Origin of the sequence: Nocardia pseudovaccinii (assembly GCF_050942345.1) — a bacterium.
GTDB lineage: Bacteria > Actinomycetota > Actinomycetes > Mycobacteriales > Mycobacteriaceae > Nocardia > Nocardia pseudovaccinii.
Map to the genome: position 1 here is coordinate 8,173,769 of NZ_CP192074.1, position 17,069 is coordinate 8,190,837.

General features: G+C 64.8%; 17 protein-coding genes and 1 pseudogene. 12 read left to right on the forward strand and 6 right to left on the reverse strand.

Features of this window, described 5'->3' with window-relative positions; genetic code table 11:
* The first annotated feature begins 194 nt into the window (after window positions 1–194).
* On the forward strand, window positions 195–761 hold the full coding sequence (locus ACQPZ2_RS37015) for a nuclear transport factor 2 family protein (RefSeq protein WP_433522656.1): 567 nt from the start codon (window positions 195–197) through the stop codon (window positions 759–761).
* 779 nt (window positions 762–1,540) lie between these two features.
* Here ACQPZ2_RS37015 and ACQPZ2_RS37020 read toward each other — a convergent pair.
* The 6 genes and pseudogenes from ACQPZ2_RS37020 to ACQPZ2_RS37045 all read right to left on the reverse strand — a co-directional run bounded on the left by ACQPZ2_RS37020 (window position 1,541) and on the right by ACQPZ2_RS37045 (window position 6,244).
* Window positions 1,541–1,852, reverse strand: a complete 312-nt coding sequence (locus ACQPZ2_RS37020; RefSeq protein ID WP_433522657.1) for a hypothetical protein — start codon at window positions 1,850–1,852, stop codon at window positions 1,541–1,543.
* Between the two features lie 168 nt (window positions 1,853–2,020).
* Window positions 2,021–3,034, reverse strand: coding sequence for an alcohol dehydrogenase catalytic domain-containing protein (locus tag ACQPZ2_RS37025; protein ID WP_433522658.1), 1,014 nt, complete (start codon window positions 3,032–3,034; stop codon window positions 2,021–2,023).
* A gap of 19 nt (window positions 3,035–3,053) precedes the next feature.
* A pseudogene (locus ACQPZ2_RS37030) lies at window positions 3,054–3,251 on the reverse strand (class I SAM-dependent methyltransferase); the annotation flags it as partial.
* Between the two features lie 223 nt (window positions 3,252–3,474).
* Window positions 3,475–4,695, reverse strand: coding sequence for a PucR family transcriptional regulator (locus ACQPZ2_RS37035; RefSeq protein ID WP_433527621.1), 1,221 nt, complete (start codon window positions 4,693–4,695; stop codon window positions 3,475–3,477).
* Between the two features lie 169 nt (window positions 4,696–4,864).
* Window positions 4,865–5,803 (reverse strand): class I adenylate-forming enzyme family protein, encoded by a 939-nt coding sequence (locus ACQPZ2_RS37040; RefSeq protein ID WP_433522659.1) that lies wholly within the window; start codon window positions 5,801–5,803, stop codon window positions 4,865–4,867.
* Between the two features lie 171 nt (window positions 5,804–5,974).
* The gene (locus ACQPZ2_RS37045; protein ID WP_063043146.1) at window positions 5,975–6,244 is read right to left on the reverse strand and encodes a DUF1876 domain-containing protein; all 270 of its coding nucleotides are present in this window, start codon (window positions 6,242–6,244) and stop codon (window positions 5,975–5,977) included.
* A gap of 236 nt (window positions 6,245–6,480) precedes the next feature.
* On the opposite strand from ACQPZ2_RS37045, the gene ACQPZ2_RS37050 reads away from it, so the two are divergent.
* The 11 genes from ACQPZ2_RS37050 to ACQPZ2_RS37100 all read left to right on the forward strand — a co-directional run bounded on the left by ACQPZ2_RS37050 (window position 6,481) and on the right by ACQPZ2_RS37100 (window position 17,068).
* Window positions 6,481–8,712: a serine/threonine-protein kinase gene (locus ACQPZ2_RS37050; RefSeq protein ID WP_433522660.1), complete on the forward strand. Its 2,232-nt coding sequence runs from the start codon at window positions 6,481–6,483 to the stop codon at window positions 8,710–8,712.
* Between the two features lie 126 nt (window positions 8,713–8,838).
* Window positions 8,839–9,213, forward strand: coding sequence for a hydrogenase maturation nickel metallochaperone HypA (locus tag ACQPZ2_RS37055; RefSeq protein ID WP_433527622.1), 375 nt, complete (start codon window positions 8,839–8,841; stop codon window positions 9,211–9,213).
* Window positions 9,171–9,971, forward strand: coding sequence for a hydrogenase nickel incorporation protein HypB (gene hypB, locus ACQPZ2_RS37060; protein WP_433522661.1), 801 nt, complete (start codon window positions 9,171–9,173; stop codon window positions 9,969–9,971). Before ACQPZ2_RS37055 ends, hypB begins: the two co-directional genes overlap by 43 nt.
* A gap of 112 nt (window positions 9,972–10,083) precedes the next feature.
* Entirely contained in the window at window positions 10,084–11,139 is a 1,056-nt protein-coding gene (locus tag ACQPZ2_RS37065) for a hydrogenase expression protein HypE (RefSeq protein ID WP_063043142.1), read from the forward strand.
* Window positions 11,140–11,151: 12 nt separating this feature from the next.
* Window positions 11,152–12,948, forward strand: coding sequence for a nickel-dependent hydrogenase large subunit (locus ACQPZ2_RS37070; RefSeq protein ID WP_433522662.1), 1,797 nt, complete (start codon window positions 11,152–11,154; stop codon window positions 12,946–12,948).
* 29 nt (window positions 12,949–12,977) lie between these two features.
* Window positions 12,978–13,892 (forward strand): NifU family protein, encoded by a 915-nt coding sequence (locus tag ACQPZ2_RS37075; protein WP_433522663.1) that lies wholly within the window; start codon window positions 12,978–12,980, stop codon window positions 13,890–13,892.
* Window positions 13,889–14,518, forward strand: a complete 630-nt coding sequence (locus ACQPZ2_RS37080) for a DUF5947 family protein (RefSeq protein ID WP_433522664.1) — start codon at window positions 13,889–13,891, stop codon at window positions 14,516–14,518. Before ACQPZ2_RS37075 ends, ACQPZ2_RS37080 begins: the two co-directional genes overlap by 4 nt.
* Window positions 14,518–15,162 carry a DUF6084 family protein gene (locus ACQPZ2_RS37085; protein WP_433522665.1) on the forward strand — a complete coding sequence of 215 codons (645 nt, stop codon included), beginning with the start codon at window positions 14,518–14,520 and terminating at the stop codon, window positions 15,160–15,162. Before ACQPZ2_RS37080 ends, ACQPZ2_RS37085 begins: the two co-directional genes overlap by 1 nt.
* On the forward strand, window positions 15,159–16,460 hold the full coding sequence (locus ACQPZ2_RS37090) for a hypothetical protein (RefSeq protein ID WP_433522666.1): 1,302 nt from the start codon (window positions 15,159–15,161) through the stop codon (window positions 16,458–16,460). Before ACQPZ2_RS37085 ends, ACQPZ2_RS37090 begins: the two co-directional genes overlap by 4 nt.
* 13 nt (window positions 16,461–16,473) lie before the next feature.
* Window positions 16,474–16,593, forward strand: a complete 120-nt coding sequence (locus ACQPZ2_RS37095) for a DUF6893 family small protein (protein ID WP_373864772.1) — start codon at window positions 16,474–16,476, stop codon at window positions 16,591–16,593.
* 1 nt (window position 16,594) lies between these two features.
* Window positions 16,595–17,068 (forward strand): hydrogenase maturation protease, encoded by a 474-nt coding sequence (locus ACQPZ2_RS37100; protein ID WP_433522667.1) that lies wholly within the window; start codon window positions 16,595–16,597, stop codon window positions 17,066–17,068.
* Window position 17,069 lies beyond the last annotated feature (1 nt).

The window sequence follows — 17,069 nt, forward strand, 5'->3', positions numbered from 1 at the left end:
ACCAATCGGATTCTGCACGGACCAAAGCACCTGAGCTGCTCGGTCCTGCTGATCATCCGCTACCGACCAAATTATCCGAGATATCCCACTCGAAGAGGAGAAGAGATATGTCTGTAGAAAACCATCGTCGATTCCTGGCCAGACCGGGCGAGCGACGTGCACTGCGCACCGCAGTCGCGTTGAGCACGGCGACAATGCTCGGCGCCGTCGGCATCTCGATCGCCAACGCCGAGCCGTCGCCGCCCGCTTTCCCGGGCGTCTTCTCGGCGACCGACGCGACCGCCGACATCGAAGCGATCAAGCAGCTCAAGACCAGCTACTTCGCGGATATCGACGCGAAAAACTGGGACGCGCTGCGCGACCTCCTCGCTCCGGACGTCGTGGTGGACACCACAGGCAGCGGTGGCCCCATCCTTGTCGGCCGGGACCCGTTCATCGCCTTCCTGAAGCTCACGATCGGTCCCGCCAAAACGCACCATCAGGGCTTCGATCCCGCGATCCAGCTGACGTCCGCGACGACTGCCGAGGGCGACTGGAGATTGGAGGACATACTCGTCTGGGGCGGGACACTCGGGGTGCACGGTTATGGCAACTACCACGATCGCTATGTAAACAGCAACGGCAAGTGGGTGATCAAATACTCCAAACTCACCCGCACCCGCCTGGATCTGATCAACCCCGACGACGGCACGGTAATCCAGGCGAACGTTCCACTCGAGGAGATCGTCGAGAAAGTCAAGGATATCATCGGCCCCTGGTAATCACGGCAAAGGCGGGAGACCACTGCGTGGCCTCCCGCCTTTGCGCTGCCCGAGGTGAAGTGGCAACCGGAGCGGGCGCCACTCAGCAGCATCGATGCCTTTCCGGGAAAGATGACAGGAAACTCGAAAACATGCCGGAGCCATTCTTTTGATTGGCCTCAGCGCACGGTAGCCATCGATTTCTTTCCCGCACCAGAAGTGGATCCAGGTAAGTGCGGTGAGGTGGAGATTTTCAATTCTCGGACAGTGGGATGGGCCATACGAATAGAACGCACCGCGCGAGCCCAGCGCCCCGCAGGAACCCGAACTGCCAGCGCGAGGACCATAAGCATCGCGAGAGCGATCCAGGCCCTGCCCCACACACCGACCCGGCCGAAGAAACTGCCAGTCAATAACAACTGCACACCTCTCGATGCGGCGGCTACCCGCGCGTGGGCGTCCTCGCGCAAGTCCGCCCGACCCACACGCGCGTCCGGAGAGCCGCAGGCTCCGGCCGCATCCAGGTATACGCGAGCGAGTATCGAACTTCTTTCTATCGATTATTCGATAATATCTGACGGATAATTGATAGAATCCTAATGCCACGACAGCGGAGGGTCAAGACCGTGCCCCTGCCGCGACTGAGCAGAGTTCCGCCCCAGACGCTGCCGCGGCACCGCCGCGGACGGGATTCCCGTCGCGACACTCGGCCGGATCCCCGGCTTCTCCAGGTATCCGCACTGCAAATGCCGCAAAACCCTGCACCCCAACGGGGATCGGGATGGCGCCCGACCTCGTTGTCAGCGCGCTCCGCACGTCCCCGTCGGGGTGTACTGGCAGGGGTTCTCGGTGCGACCTCGGTACTGATCGTGGCCGTCACTGTTGGAGCGCGCCCCGTAGCCGTAACCACTGTTGCGCTGACTGTGGTCATTACTGTTGGGGCGCGTCCCTACCCCGTAGCCGTGACCACCCCCGGGACTGTGCGAATCCCGCGGCCCGGCCGAGGCCGCGAAAAGGTGCGGCGACGCGATCGTCATCAGCACCAGCGCGATGCTGAAAAGCGTCGCAATCACCACACGACGCACCGTCCAGAACTTCGTCGCGATCTCCATGAGACATCTTCCCCTCAACTAACGTACCGCTATATAACGACACATTAATCGATGGTACGTCGCAAGGGAAGGCTCCGGCCCGGATTCATCCACGTCAAATCGCCCGCCGACGTCTCCGAACAGGCCTGATGACCTGCGACGATCAGCAATGCGGCCAAACCTGATCACTCAGACCGTGAGGACCATGCGGTACCGGGCCCGTCCCTGTTCCATTGCGGCGTATGCCTCGGCGGCTTGATCCAGCGGCCGCTGTTGGATTCGTGTGCGCACGCCGGATTGGACCGCGAATTGCATCGTTTCCTCGATATCGCGCGCGGTGCCGGAGGCGTGGCCGGTGACGCTGAGTCCGCGAGTGATCAGCTGCATCGGGCTGATCGGCAGTGGCTCGGCGGAGACCCCGATGGTGATGAGCTCACCGCGCGGTAGTAGCCCATCGACGGTTTCGCCCATGGCTTTCGCGTTGCCCACGGTCCCAAGGACAACGGACACGCCGCCGAGTCTCCGCAACGCTCGGCTGACCTCGCCGGCAGTCGAGTCGATGTAGTGATGGGCGCCGAGGGCGCGGGCGTCTTCGGCTTTGTCCGCGCCGCGGGCGATCGCGATGGTTTCGAAGCCCATCGCGTGAGCGAATTGCACGCCGAGGTGGCCGAGTCCGCCGACGCCCAGAATGGCGACGCGGTCGCCGGGTACCGCCCGGGTTTCGCGAAGCGCGTGGTAGGTGGTGACGCCGGCGCAACCCATCGGCGCGGCCTCGGCCAAGGAGAGCGCGTCAGGGATGCGGGCCAGCGCATTGGCCGGTACGGTCACCGACTCGGCGTATCCGCCCGGGTACTGCCAGCTGGGAACCTGCATGTTCCGGCAATGGATGAAGTCGCCACTGCGGCATGGGACGCATTTGTTGCAATGCCCACCGAACCAGCCAACGGCAACGCGGTCACCGACGACGTAGTTGTCGACGCCTGCGCCGAGTTCGGCGATCGTGCCCGCGATCTCATGCCCCGGTGTCAGCGGCCACGACATGTCCGGAAATGCTCCGCTGACGAACGCACGGTCGGTACCGCAGATCCCGCACGCCGAAACCGCGAGGCGCACATGGTCGCGCGGCGGCGCTTCTGTTTCGACATCGACCAGTTTCAACTCCGCACCGGCGGATTGCACGTGAACGGCCTGATGATTGGACATCGGTATCCTCGCTTTCCCTGGGAGCGGCGGTGCATTTGCCCAGCACAAGGTCGATCTTGTTCAGCTGGGCCTGTTCGAGTGTGTCGTCGGGGCGGGTCCAGAACGCGCAACTGTAGGTCCGTGTCGGATCCAGGAACAGAGAGAAGAATTCATCCGACGGATCGAGGCGAACACCGCCATGGGAGTCGACCTCGCGGTAAGTGATGTGACCGGTCATGAGTGCGGCACTTTCTCACAAGCCAGTACTTGCTGTTCACAGCTGGCGGTGGAAGATCTCGGATGACCGCATCGGTCTCCGTGGTCGCCGCCGCCTCGAGCGAAACGATTGCGCGCGCTGTGTCCAACGCTACCGCTGTCGGCGACGGCGGGAACCACGATTTCCTCGGCCATCAGACTGGGAAGGTCACTCTGGTCCCAAGGATCTCGATTTCTCGCCGCGGTCAGTCCGAATTCGGCCGCAATACCGCCGCGCCGTACCAGTGGCAGATCAGCAGCGCCAGCTCGACGTCCAACCGGTCGTCGGTGATCGGCCGCCCCCGCCGCGAAACCGCCCGCCCGACCCGGTATTTCACCGAGTTGAAATGGAGATCGAGCTCTGCGGCAGCCGCCTTGTAGCTGGAACCGGTGCGCAGGAACACCCGCAGCGTCTCGCGCAGCCGGGCATCGTTCTCGTTGTCGGCGGCCAATTCGCCGAGCACCTCGCCCACCCATTCGCGGACCTCCGCGCTGCCGCCGTCGAACAGCGCCGCAGCCGACAACCCCGGCTCACCCGCCGCGATGATCCTCGGTTCCACATCGCCACCGGCGAGCGCGACCGAGCGTGCGCGCAGCGCATACCGATGCGACCGGCGGAAACCGGATAGCCCCTGGCCCATGATGCCGATCGCCAGATGCGGGGCATCCGGACACTTGGCGGCGAAATCACGGACCTTGTCCACCGCGTCGGACTGCTCGGACCGATACGGCAGCCAAGCCCAGGCGCTTGTCCGGTCGGCGGCCCCGACCAGCGGCGCGGCGTCCGCGCCGACCGCCTCGGCCAGCTCACGGACGAAGCGTTGCAGCCGGTTCAGCTCGTCACTGCTCGCGCCGGTGTCGGGATACCAGAGAATCAGCGCTAGGTGATGCCAACGCATCGGGTAGCGTATGGCTTCGGTCGCGGCATCGATATCGACTGGCTTCTTCCCGGACAGCACCTCGAGTACGCGCAGCGCGCGGGCACTGTTGCGGCTCTCCAGCCACTGCTCGCGCTCGGACTCGTACACCGCGACGACTTGCTGGGTGATCCAGTCGATGTAGTCGAACATCGTGGTGGTGATCGCTTCCGCGACCGCGACACCATCGGCGGGCGCGATATCACCGGCCCGTAATTCGGCGAAGACCAACTCGGTCATCCGCCTGTGGCCGACCCGATAGGCGCGCACCAGGGCATTGACCGGAACTCCATGCTGGGCAAGGCGTCTGGCGTACTCGATGGCGGCCGTGGGAGCGTTGATCCGAGCGACCGGTATGTCGTGCTGCAGCGCGTGCAGGACGGTATCGAGATTGCCTTCCACGCTGGCGCCGAGCAGTTCGACGGTGCGTGGGTCGCCGCGTAATTCGGGGATATCGTGCTCGAGACCGCGTCGGAGGATCGCGCTGATTTCCGTCACCCGCTCGTTCATGCGGGCGGCGATCTCCGCGACATAGCGGCTCACATCGACATGACCGTCGCGACGAAAAGTCGTCACGCCCCAACGGTAGTTACTCGACGGCTACCGCGCGGAAAATTGCGGTGTTGTGCTCCAGGGACAACACCGGCAGCGAACTGCGGATCGTGGAAATCAATCCGAATCAGCTGGCCCGGGCGGCGTATTCCGACGGTGTCCTTGCGGGTGACGGTGAGCAGAACGAGCGTGCTCGCGCGGGAACTTCGGAGACGTGGCCGTCGATGATCGGTATTCCGTAGCTGCGTTCGAATTCAGCCAGCAGTTCGACGTCGACCGGGACCGCGCCACAGATGGCGAACCGTACCGATGCGGTGTTCGGCCGGATCTGGGCGGGCAGATCCGACAGCAGTGCATACGTGGTCGGGACCGCGGATATATATGTCGCACGGTTGCGCTCGATCCGGTCGAAGAACGTCTTCGGGCTGAAGGCCACGGTGGCGCGGCCACCGGCGATTAGCGGCGACAACGTGCCGACCACGATGCTGTTGACGTGGCACAGCGGCAGATTCAGCAGGCTGTGGTCGGCCCCGTCGAGTTCGAATGCCTCGATCACCATTGCGCACATGGCGTCGAGGTTGGCGTGGTCGACCGTGACGCTGTTGGGTTTGCCTGTGGTGCCGTTGCTACAGATGAGCAGCGCCAGTGTGTCGTTGCGGGGCCGTGCGGGTTCAGCGACATCGGGGTCCGCGGCGGTGAGATCGTCCGCGGGGATCACCGCGTGCACCGGGGCATCGACACTGGGCCGCTGCGCGGTGATCAGGACCTTGGCGCCCGTGTCGGTCAGCTGGCAGTCGGCTTCCGCGTCGGTCAGCGACGGGTCGATCGGGGTGACCGTGGCACCGACACGCCAGGTGGCGAACAGCGATACCACAAAGGCGGCAGTGTTCGGCAGCATGATCGCCACCACGTCGCCGCTCGACACTCCCGCGGCCCGCAGGGTAGCGGCAGCACGCCGCACAGCGTCGAGGAATCCTGTGTTGTCCAGGTCGGTGCTGTCGTCGGCGACGGCGGCCGCGTCCGGCGCGGCGGCCGCACGACGGTCCGGAAGAGTCGAAACATTCATCGGTGTCCTCGGTAGGGGTACAGGGAATGACGACAACGGTAGAAATCACACCGCTGCTGGACACCGTCGTGCATGAACCAAATTCCCCGCGGGCATTGTCACCGGAGGACAATGCCCACCTCGCAATGCCCCGCCGCAGTAACCGGGATGAAACTATCGCCTGGTCAGATGTCAGCCCTGCAAGCCCTGAACCGGCTTGTGCGTGTGGGCTTCGATATCCGTTATGGCCGCGTGCAGCAGTTGGTGAGCCAAATCTTGCAGCGCACGGGCACAAGCCAGCTCATCGCCGATGGCGGGGACATTCTCGTCGGCGGGATTTGTGTGAGCGGAACCGGCCGAGATCAACGGCTCATCTCCGCGGCCGATCAGCTGGGCTTTTACTTTGGTCAGGCGGTCGAGTTCTTCGATGGCGATGGAGATGTTCCAAGTTTTCGACGGCATTCGCACTGCCCTCCAGATTCAGCGGGGACTGTGTCGCTTCACCTCCAATATCGCACCATCATGGCTCGCGCACACCATGCTCGGTTCGGCGATTTTGCCGACCATGCGCTCGTATCGGGGCGATACCCTTGGGCAGAGAGGTTTGGCGGAAAGGAAATAATGTGGGGCAACTACGACCTGGGCCGCATCGCGCGTAGCCGCCGGCTGAGCGCCTGGCGCTGATCCCCGAGCGACCGATGTACGAGCCGACCGACCTGGTCGATCCAGCGGAGCGAACCCGCACAGCGCTTGCCGCTGTGGTGGCACGGTTTTCCAAGGCTTGGGCGTCCGGTTCGCCACCAGATCTGTCGGCGTACCTGCCCCGCGAACCGGCCGAGCGGCGCACGATACTGATCGAACTGATCAAGATCGATCTGGAATACCGCTGGCTTCGCTACCACTTTCCCAAACGACTGTTCGAATACCGCGCGGAATTCGCAGAGCTGCAAGATGGTCCGCTTCCGGCCGAGCTGGTCTACGAGGAGTTCCACGCCCTGCGCCGCGGTTCGCACACAGCCGATGCGGCTACTCTCGCCGAGGCCACCGCCACGGCGGCCGGTCCCGATCTCGCACAGCTCACGAGCGACTACCACAGCACCATGATTGCTCGTCCGAGTGCCCAAATAGTTCTCGACACGATCGATGTCGGCCACCATATCGACGATTTCGATCTCCTGATGAGGATCGGGGCCGGCGCCTTCGCCCAGGTGTATCTCGCTCGACAACAATCAATGCAGCGACTGGTCGCGGTCAAGATTTCCCATAACCACGGCAACGAGCCACAGACCCTTGCGCAACTGGACCACGAATACATCGTGCGCATCTTCGACCAGCGCCTCATCGCCGACGGCGAGCTGAAGCTGCTGTACATGCAGTACCTACCCGGGGGAACGCTGCTCGACGTGCTGCGTCTGCAGCACTCGACGCCTCCGGAATACCGCAGCGGGCAACTGCTGCTCGATGCCATCGACAAGGTACTCGCCGATAAGGGCGAGGTTCGGCCGACGGAATCAGCTGTTCGGACCCGGACCGCCGCACTGAGTTGGCCGGAGACCGTCGCCTGGCTGGGCCGCCGGCTCGCGGACGCACTGCAGCACGCGTCCGACCGCGGGGTATTGCATCGAGACATCAAACCCGCAAACGTGCTGCTGAGCGCCGAGGGAATCCCGAAACTGGCCGACTTCAATGTCAGCTCCAGCAAACACCTGAAGGGGACGAGTCCTCTCGCGTACTTCGGCGGATCACTGGCGTACATGTCGCCCGAACAGCTCGAAGCCTGCCACCCGGACCTCCCGGCGACCGCCGCCGACCTCGATACTCGAAGCGACATCTACGCGCTGGCTGTCATGCTGTGGGAGTTGCTCACGGGACACCGGCCATTCGCGGATGAAACCTGCGCGGGCGAGTCGGAGACATCGCTGGCCCGCATGCTCGAACTGCGGCGTAGACCCGTCGAGTCGACGTTCCTATCGGAGCTTCCGCCGGATTGCCCCGCGGCGTTGCGCCAAGTGCTGCTGAAGTGTCTGTCGCCCGACCGCGAAGACCGCTACTCCTGCGGTTCGGAATTGGCCCAGCAGCTCGATTTGTGTCTCGAGGAACTGGCCCGCGACCTTGTCTATCCGCCGCCGAACAGCTGGCGGGCCCGGCTTTCACGCTGGCCCACCCCCATCCTGTGGTTGTCTTCGCTGGTCGGCGTCACCCTGGCTACGGTCTACATGGCTGTGCACGTCCAGGAGCTGATCAGAGAGCAGCTCTCCGATGCCACCAACTCGCAGCTGAACAAGGGTGTCATCGTTTTCATCCTTTGCGCCTCGCCGCCTGCCATCCTCATCTACGCATACATGTCGCGTGATTTGCTCGCGGTTCCTCGCGGTTTACGCGTCGGCAGACGCTACGACGAGGCAAAGCTCGCGCGGGTGCGGTCGCGAACACTGTTCTGGGGCGACCTGTGTGCGATGAACACCCTGCTGTTCGCGGTGTGTGCAACGGTGACGGGAGTGATGTTGCTTCGCTGGTTCACCGATCTACCGGCGCGGCTGATAGTCCATGCCGCGGCAACCGTTCTGGTGGCGGGCACCATCTCCGTTGCGTACACATTCTTCCTTTCCACGTTCTACGTCGTCCGCTGCGTCTATCCCATCTACCTGCGCCACGGCCGCACGTCGGCGCACGACGCCGCCTATCTGCGTGCGCTGCGTCGCAGACTCACGGCCTATCTCGCGGTGACTGCGTCGGTGCCGCTGGTCGGAGTGCTGGCCGGATTCACCGCCCTCGAACCCGAGGAGCTTCCGCTCGTGCGCGATTCGGTCCTTGGGTTGTGCGCGGCCTCCGGGCTCGCGTTCGTCGCCGCTTATTGGTTGTTCCGCAAGCTGGATGCAGATCTGCGCGCACTCGAGCGGGTGGTCTTGCAAAAGCCTGATTCTCGCTGACGGCGTTATTCGGTGGCCGGATTGCGCCCTCGCATTGCCTGGAAAAGCACCTACGGAATACCGGAGCAATCGCAGAACACCGCAGCGTAGGATTCACCTCGGGGCTTGTCGAAAGGCGAGGTCGGGATGCATGAAATGGCTATAACCCAGTACCTTGTCGACGCCGTCTGCGAGCATGCGCAAGGGCGCCTTGTGCACGACGTGACGGTCGAGGTCGGCGCGCTGTGCGCTGTGGTGCCCGAGTCCATGCAGTTCTGTTTCGAGCTTGCCACCGAGGGAACGATCGCCGAGGGAGCAAAGCTGGACCTGCGCATTGTCGAAGGGACGGCGCGTTGCCGGAACTGCGGGGCGGAATTCCTCCTGCCCGACCTCATCGTGCTGTGCCGTTGCGGCAGCGCCGATGTCGAGATAACCGCGGGGCGGGAACTTCGAATCGTATCGATGGAGGTGAGTGAGCAATGTGCGCAACCTGCGGATGCGAGGGCGACGGGGTCGCGGTGATCACCGTCGGACATCAAGACCACGATCAGCCGCACGATCATGGCCACCATGAGCATGGTCCCGGGCATGAACACGAACACCCCCACGAACACGCTCTGACCACGCTGACCCTCGAACAGAAGGTGCTCGCCAAGAACGACGAGCTCGCCGCGGCGAACCGTGCGCGATTGCGTGAACGTGGGATCTTGGCGCTGAATATGACCAGTTCGCCCGGCGCGGGGAAAACGACCCTGATCGAGCGGACGATCCGCGAACTCGACTCGGTTCCGGTGGCCGTCATCGAGGGCGATCAGGCGACCATGCTGGACGCGCAGCGCATCGAGGCAACCGGCTGCAAGGTCGTGCAGGTGAATACCGGCGCCGGGTGCCATCTCGATGCGGACATGATGCGACGCGCTCTCGACGCGCTGGATCCGGCGCCGGGCAGCCTGCTGTTCGTCGAGAATGTGGGCAATCTGGTCTGTCCGGCATTGTTCGATCTCGGCGAGGCGGGCAAGGTCGTGATCATCTCGGTCACCGAGGGCACCGACAAGCCGTTGAAATATCCGCACATGTTTGCCGCGGCGGAGCTGGTATTGATCAACAAAACCGATCTGCTGCCATATGTGGACTTCGATTCAGGGCGATGCGTGGAATACGCGCAGTCGGTGAATCCCGGCGTAAAGATTCTTCCGGTATCGGCGGCCACCGGCGATGGACTGGCCCTCTGGTACGACTGGCTCGAGGCCCGGCTAACCGTCGGCATACCGATACCTTGAAAGCCGTCAGCTCTCAGACCTAGACTCATGTGATCAGAGTCACACGCGGATCTGTCGGCGTAGCTGACCAGAGATTCATCCGCGTGCCCCCGCTGCGGAAGGTGGCAGTCCGATGCCAACTCAGGAAGCAGTAAAAGCCGAAGACACCTTGATCCACGTCCTCTGGATCAATGCGGGACTCAGCTGTGACGGCGATTCGGTGGCCCTCACCGCCGCCACCCAGCCGAGCATCGAAGAGATCGCACTCGGATCACTCCCGGGATTGCCGAAGATTGCCGTGCATTGGCCGCTCATCGATTTCGAATGCGGCCCGACCGGCGGCGCGGACGATTTCCTGGAGTGGTTCTTCAAGGGAGATCGGGGCGAACTGGATCCGTTCGTTCTGGTCGTCGAGGGGTCGATCCCCAATGAGCAATTGCACGAAGAGGGTTACTGGTGCGGCTTCGGCAACAATCCTGCGACCGGTCAGCCGATGACGACGAGCGAATGGCTCGATCGACTGGCGCCGAAGGCGACCGCGGTGGTCGCCGCGGGCACTTGCGCGACGTACGGCGGCATCCACGCGATGGCGGGAAATCCGACCGGCGCGATGGGTGTCCCGGACTATCTCGGCTGGGAATGGAAGAGCAAAGCGGGCATTCCGATCGTCTGCGTGCCCGGCTGTCCGATCCAGCCCGACAATCTGTCCGAAACCCTTACATACCTTCTCTATATGGCCACGGGCCAGGCGCCGATGATCCCGCTCGACGACGCGCTGCGCCCGAAGTGGTTGTTCGGCGCCACCGTGCACGAAGGTTGCGACCGAGCGGGCTACTACGAGCAGGGTGATTTCGCCGAAGAGTACGGATCACCGAAATGCATTGTGAAGCTGGGCTGTTGGGGCCCGGTCGTCAAGTGCAACGTGCCCAAGCGCGGCTGGGTCAACGGCGTGGGCGGGTGCCCGAATGTGGGTGGCATCTGCATCGGCTGCACGATGCCGGGATTCCCGGACAAGTTCATGCCGTTCATGGACGAACCGCCGGGCGGCAAGATCTCCTCGACCGCTTCCGGGCTGTACGGGTCGGTGATCCGCAGTCTGCGTCACATCACCGGCCGCACCGTCGACAAGGAACCGCGCTGGCGGCACAAGGGCGGGAAGCTCGAGTCCGGCGCGACACGCACCTGGTAGGGAGATATTTCGATGACAGAGATCATTCCCGATCCGTCGCTTCGCAAGATCGAACCCGACGCCCTGGTCGAGATGGCCTGGGATCCGATCACCCGCATCGTCGGCAGCCTGGGCATCTACACCAAGATCGACTTCAACAGTCGCGAAGTGGTCGAGTGCCACAGCACCTCGTCGATCTTCCGCGGCTATTCGATTTTCATGAAGGGCAAGGACCCCCGCGACGCGCACTTCATCACCAGCCGCATCTGCGGCATCTGCGGTGACAACCACGCGACCTGTTCGTGTTACTGCCAGAACATGGCCTACGGGGTCAAACCACCGCCCATCGGCGAGTGGATCGTCAACCTCGGCGAGGCCGCCGAGTACATGTTCGACCACAACATTTTCCAGGAGAACCTGGTCGGGGTGGACTTCTGCGAGAAGATGGTCGCCGAGACCAACCCGGGCGTGCTCGAACAAGCCGAGCGCACCGAGGCGCCGCACGCCGGTGACCACGGCTATCGCACCGTCGCCGACATCATGCGGGCGCTCAATCCGTTCACCGGCGAGTTCTATCGGGAGGCGCTGCAGGTCAGTCGGTACACGCGCGAAATGTTCTCCCTGATGGAGGGCAGGCACGTGCACCCGTCGACGCTGTATCCCGGTGGGGTCGGCACGGTCGCGACGATTCAGCTGATGACCGACTACATGTCGCGGCTGATGCGGTACGTGGAGTTCATGAAGAAGGTCGTGCCGATGCACGACGACCTGTTCGACTTCTTCTACGAGGCGCTGCCGGGCTACGAGCAGGTTGGTCTGCGCCGCACACTGCTCGGCTGCTGGGGATCGTTCCAGGATCCAGCGGTATGCAACTTCGACTACAAGGGCATGGAGCAGTGGGGCCGGGGTATGTTCGTCACCCCCGGCGTAGTCGTGGACGGGAAGCTGATCACCACCTCGCTGGTCGACATCAATCTCGGTCTCCGGATCCTGTTGGGCAGTTCGTATTACGAGGACTGGACCGATCAGGAAATGTTCGTCACGACCGATCCGCTCGGCAATCCGGTCGACCGGCGCCACCCGTGGAATCAGCACACCAACCCGAGACCGCAGAAGCGCGACCTGGACGACAAGTACAGCTGGGTGATGTCCCCCCGCTGGTTCGATGGCAAGGACCATCTCGCACTCGACACCGGAGGTGGGCCCCTGGCTCGCCTGTGGGCGACGGCGCTGGCCGGGCTGGTGGACATCGGTTACGTCAAATCCACCGGTTCCAGCGTGCAGATCAACCTGCCCAAGACCGCGTTGAAGGGCCCGGTCACCTTGGAATGGAAGATTCCGGCGCACGGCAGCAACACCATCGAACGCGACCGGGCGCGGACCTACTTCCAGGCCTACGCGGCGGCATGTGCGGTGCACTTCGCCGAGCAGGCGCTCGGTGAGATCCGGGCGGGCCATACCAAGACCTGGGAACACTTCGAGGTGCCCGACGAGGGCATCGGCTGTGGTTTCACCGAGGCGGTGCGCGGTGTGCTGTCGCACCACATGGTCATCCGGGACGGCAAGATCGCCAACTACCACCCGTATCCGCCGACGCCATGGAACGCCAGTCCGCGTGACTCCTTCGGTACGCCGGGGCCTTATGAGGACGCGGTCCAGGGCCAGCCGATCTTCGAGGAGAACGACCGGGAGCACTTCAAGGGCATCGACATCATGCGCACGGTGCGCAGCTTCGATCCGTGCCTGCCCTGCGGGGTGCACATGTATCTGGGCAACGGCGTCACCCTGGACAAGCTCCATTCACCGACACAGGCGCTCACCGCGGAATGACAGGTCGGGCCGACGACGGGAGGCACAGCGTGGATGGTGGCCCGCAGCAGCGAGCCAGACCGATCGACGACAACCAGTGGCGGGGCGCGGGTGATCGGATCGACACCCTGCTGGATGCCTGTTCGGCAGGCGGGCCGGTGGCGCGCGAGCGCGCCGAGCGTCTCGTGCGTGAGGTGGTCGACCTCTACGGCGCGGCACTCGGCCGGATCACGGCCGGGCTCGACGACCGGGTCGTCGAGCAGCTGACCCGCGACGATCTGGTCGCGAGCCTGCTGTTGGTGCACGGCCTGCACCCGCACGACGTGCGAACGAGGGTGGCGACGGCGCTGGACAGCGTCCGCCCCTACCTCGGCTCGCACGGCGGCGATGTGACGCTCATCGATGTGGCCGACGGTGTCGTGCGGCTCGAGCTGTCCGGCAGCTGTCGCACCTGCCCTTCATCGTCGGTGACGCTGGAACTGGCGGTGGAGGATGCGGTGCGTGCGGCCGCGCCGGAAATCGAGACCATCGAGGTGGTCGCCGCGGCGGCAGAGCCGCAGGCGGGGGTGATACCGGCCGAAGCGCTCTTCGCGCGGGTACACACCGCTGATCCGCCCGCGGGCAGCTGGATCTCGGTCCCGGAGCTCGCGGAGCTGGCGGCAGGCGAGGTCGGCGGGTTCACCGTGGCCGACGTGCCGGTGCTGGCCTGCCGGGTCGGCACGGACCTGTTCGTCTATCGCGACCGCTGCGCGGCCTGTGGGCGTTCGATGGCGGGGGCCGCGCTGCACCGCAGGATGGGAGCTCCGGCCGGTTCGGCGGTGCTGCGCTGTCCGGGGTGCCTGGCCCATTTCGACGTGGTGCACGCCGGAACGCGGTTGGACGGCGAGGGGCATCTCGAGCCGCTGCCCGTGCTGGTGCGCTCCGGTGAGATCTCGGTGGCGGTGCCCGCGGAGGTCAGTGGATGAACCAGGGTCTGCGCGCACTGCGCCGTATCGTGACCGATCCGCCCCCGCCAGCAGCGGCCGGAGAGCGATGCGAAATGTGCGCCGAACCGGTCGGTGCACAGCATCGGCATGTGGTGGATATCGAGGGCAGGCAGCTCATGTGCGTATGCGTGGGCTGCTATCTGCTGTTCACCGATCAGCACGCCGCGCTGCGCTACCGGGCGGTGCCCGACCACTACGTCTCGTTCCCCGACTGTGCGATCGGTCAGGGCGAATGGGACGCCCTCGAAATCCCGGTCGGCCTGGCGTTCTTCTTCGTCAATTCGGCGCTCGGACGCACTGCCGCGTTCTATCCGGGACCGGCCGGGGCGACCGAATCCGAACTGCCACTGCGGGATTGGCAGGCGATGTTGGATCGCCATCCCGAACTCGACCGGCTCGCACCGGATGTCGAGGCCCTGCTGATCCGGATGCCCGAGCGCGGCGGTCCCGGTGCGGTCCTGCTGCTTCCGATCGATGCCTGCTACGAGTTCGTCGGACGGATGCGGATGCTGTGGCGCGGATTCGACGGCGGCAAGGAGGCCAGGGACTACATCGCCGAATTCTTCACCACGATGTCGGCTCGGGCCCGGCCGGAGGTGGCGTGATGAGCCCGGCCTATGCGATGACCTTCGCGGTGCTCGAGGTGCGACCGGAACCGTACGCGGTCGCCCCGAATCTGTCGGCGCGCATCGGCATCGCCGCGCTGGCCGAGGAGCCGGTGCACGCGATCGCGCTGCGCGCCCAGGTGCGCATCGAACCCTTCCGGCGCGGCTACTCCGACGCCGAAGGCGCGGGGCTGCTCGACCTTTTCGGCCCGCGCGAACGCTGGCACGAAACACAGAAGTCGTTCACCTGGATGCACTGTGCCACCATGGTGCCCGGCTTCTCCGGCGGCGCCGAGGTGGAACTGCCGATGCCGTGCACCTACGACTTCGAGGTCACCGGATCGAAGTATCTGCACGCCCTGCGCGAGGGCACCGTGCCCCTGATCTTCCTGTTCAGCGGCACCGTATTCATCAGGGGGGAAACGGGTTTCGCGGTTCAGCAGGTGCCATGGGACCGCGAGGACAAATTCGAGATGCCGGTCGCCGTATGGCGCGATCTCATGGACGCCCACTATCCGAATTCCGGCTGGGTGCGGTTGCGCAGGGAGAATGTCGAAGCGCTTGCCGCCTACAAGTCTTCGCACGGATTGCTCGGATTCGACGACGCTGTCGCGAAACTTCTCACCGAGGAGTCCGCGCCGTGAACGCCGCCATGACCCGCGCCCGCGCCGTCGCCGACGCGGTGCTGTACGAGGGGTATCTGCTGTACCCGTACCGGTCGGACGCGCGAAAGAACCAGTCCCGCTGGCAGTTCGGCGTGCTCGGCCCGCGCGGCGCGGCCGCGGCCGGATTCGGTGAGGACGATTCGCTGGCCGCCGAATGCCTCGTCCGCGCGTCCGGTGCCACGCGGATCACGCTCACCGCGCGGTTCCTGCAACTGCAGCGCCGAACCGTCGAACTGGACGGGACCGAGCGCGCCGAACTGATCGTCGACGGCCGCCGATGGGTCAGCTGGGACGAGGCCACCGAATGCGAAATAACCTGTGGCCCTTGGACTTTGGTTGAAACTACGACGCCGATCGAGGTGCCGGGCTGGCAGGCGGTCGAACCGATTCCGGGATCGACGGCGGGCACGATGGTGCGCATTCGCGCACCGATCGAGGGCACACTCGAATTGACGGTCGCCCCCGAGGGCGACTATCGGCGGATCGGAATACGGCTGCGCAACAGCGGCGGCGCAGCCGCCAGTTCGGACGACGCCACCGCCCGCTCCATGCTCGGCGCCCACGTGATCGCCGAACTCGACGACGGTGAGTTCGTCTCGCTCCTCGACCCCGAACCCGGCGCAGAGACGGCCGTCGGGCACTGCGCCCAGCACCGCTGTTTCCCGGTCTTGGCCGGGCCGCCCGGCCACCACGGCGTTGTCCTGGTGTCGCCGATCATCCTCTACGACCATCCCGAGATCGCCGAGCAGAGCGCGGGCCAGCTGTTCGACTCCACCGAGATCGACGAAATCCTCACACTGCGGGTGATGACGCTCACCGACGACGAAAAGGAACGGGCCCGCGCCACCGACCCGAGAGCGGCCGAGATCATCGACCGCTGCGAAGGGATGACGCCCGAGGCCATGCACGACCTGCACGGACTGTGGCGCGAGCCGACGCCGCACCTGGTTCCCGAGGTGCCCGAGGGCATGAGCTGGTGGGATCCCGCGGCCGACGGCGCGGTGCGCCCGGAGTCCGACGCGGTCCCGATCGCCGGGGTGCTGGTACGCAAGGGCAGCCGGGTTCGGCTGCGCCCGATGCGGCGCGCCGACGCACACGACCTGTTCTACGAGGGCAGGGCGGCGCGCGTCACCTCGGTGCACGCCGACGTCGACGGCGAAACGCACGTCGGTGTGGTCATCGACGACGATCCCGCGGCCGATCTGCACGAGTGGTATGGCCGCTATCTGTATTTCGCTCCAGATGAGCTCGAACCGATTGTCAACGGCGACGAGTGAAAGGAATACGGTCATGGAAGTAGTCGGTGTGGTCGCTATCGCGGTGGTGGCAGTCATTGTCGTGGGCGGCGCGTATGTCGGCATACGGTCGATCCCCGACCTCCGGCGGTATATGAAGATTCGCCACATGTGAGATGGGCGCTCGTGTGCTCATTGCCGGGATCGGCAATATCTTCCTCGGCGACGACGGATTCGGCCCCGAGGTGGTCAGTCGGCTGCCCACGGCGTGGGAGGAGAACCAGCGGATCGTCGACTACGGCATCCGCGGGTTGCACCTGGCCTACGACCTGCTCGACGGGTGGGATGCGGTGGTGCTGGTCGACGCCCTGCCGAATACCGGCGAACCCGGACGCGTGCAGATACTGCGCGCCGAACACGAGTCGGGGGCGACGACGGCAATGGACGCGCACGCGATGAATCCCGAAGCGGTCTTCGCCGCGGTGCGCGCGCTCGGCGGTGTCGTGCCGCCGACCGTCGTCGTCGGTTGCCAGGTCGACTCGGTGGCCGAGGGAATCGGCCTCAGCCCTGCCGTCTCCGCGGCCGTCGACCCGGCGGCGGCCGAGGTCACGCGCATCGCGGCCCAATTGCGCGCTGGACAGGAGGTGTGAG

Bases quoted from the DNA above. Each gene is read 5' to 3' on its own strand.
- ACQPZ2_RS37015 (WP_433522656.1), top strand. From the start codon at position 195: ATGCTCGGCGCCGTCGGCATCTCGATCGCCAACGCCGAGCCGTCGCCG.
- ACQPZ2_RS37020 (WP_433522657.1), bottom strand. From the start codon at position 1,852: ATGGAGATCGCGACGAAGTTCTGGACGGTGCGTCGTGTGGTGATTGCG.
- ACQPZ2_RS37025 (WP_433522658.1), bottom strand. From the start codon at position 3,034: ATGTCCAATCATCAGGCCGTTCACGTGCAATCCGCCGGTGCGGAGTTG.
- ACQPZ2_RS37035 (WP_433527621.1), bottom strand. From the start codon at position 4,695: ATGAACGAGCGGGTGACGGAAATCAGCGCGATCCTCCGACGCGGTCTC.
- ACQPZ2_RS37040 (WP_433522659.1), bottom strand. From the start codon at position 5,803: ATGAATGTTTCGACTCTTCCGGACCGTCGTGCGGCCGCCGCGCCGGAC.
- ACQPZ2_RS37045 (WP_063043146.1), bottom strand. From the start codon at position 6,244: ATGCCGTCGAAAACTTGGAACATCTCCATCGCCATCGAAGAACTCGAC.
- ACQPZ2_RS37050 (WP_433522660.1), top strand. From the start codon at position 6,481: ATGTACGAGCCGACCGACCTGGTCGATCCAGCGGAGCGAACCCGCACA.
- ACQPZ2_RS37055 (WP_433527622.1), top strand. From the start codon at position 8,839: ATGCATGAAATGGCTATAACCCAGTACCTTGTCGACGCCGTCTGCGAG.
- hypB (WP_433522661.1), top strand. From the start codon at position 9,171: ATGTGCGCAACCTGCGGATGCGAGGGCGACGGGGTCGCGGTGATCACC.
- ACQPZ2_RS37065 (WP_063043142.1), top strand. From the start codon at position 10,084: ATGCCAACTCAGGAAGCAGTAAAAGCCGAAGACACCTTGATCCACGTC.
- ACQPZ2_RS37070 (WP_433522662.1), top strand. From the start codon at position 11,152: ATGACAGAGATCATTCCCGATCCGTCGCTTCGCAAGATCGAACCCGAC.
- ACQPZ2_RS37080 (WP_433522664.1), top strand. From the start codon at position 13,889: ATGAACCAGGGTCTGCGCGCACTGCGCCGTATCGTGACCGATCCGCCC.
- ACQPZ2_RS37085 (WP_433522665.1), top strand. From the start codon at position 14,518: ATGAGCCCGGCCTATGCGATGACCTTCGCGGTGCTCGAGGTGCGACCG.
- ACQPZ2_RS37095 (WP_373864772.1), top strand. From the start codon at position 16,474: ATGGAAGTAGTCGGTGTGGTCGCTATCGCGGTGGTGGCAGTCATTGTC.
- ACQPZ2_RS37100 (WP_433522667.1), top strand. From the start codon at position 16,595: ATGGGCGCTCGTGTGCTCATTGCCGGGATCGGCAATATCTTCCTCGGC.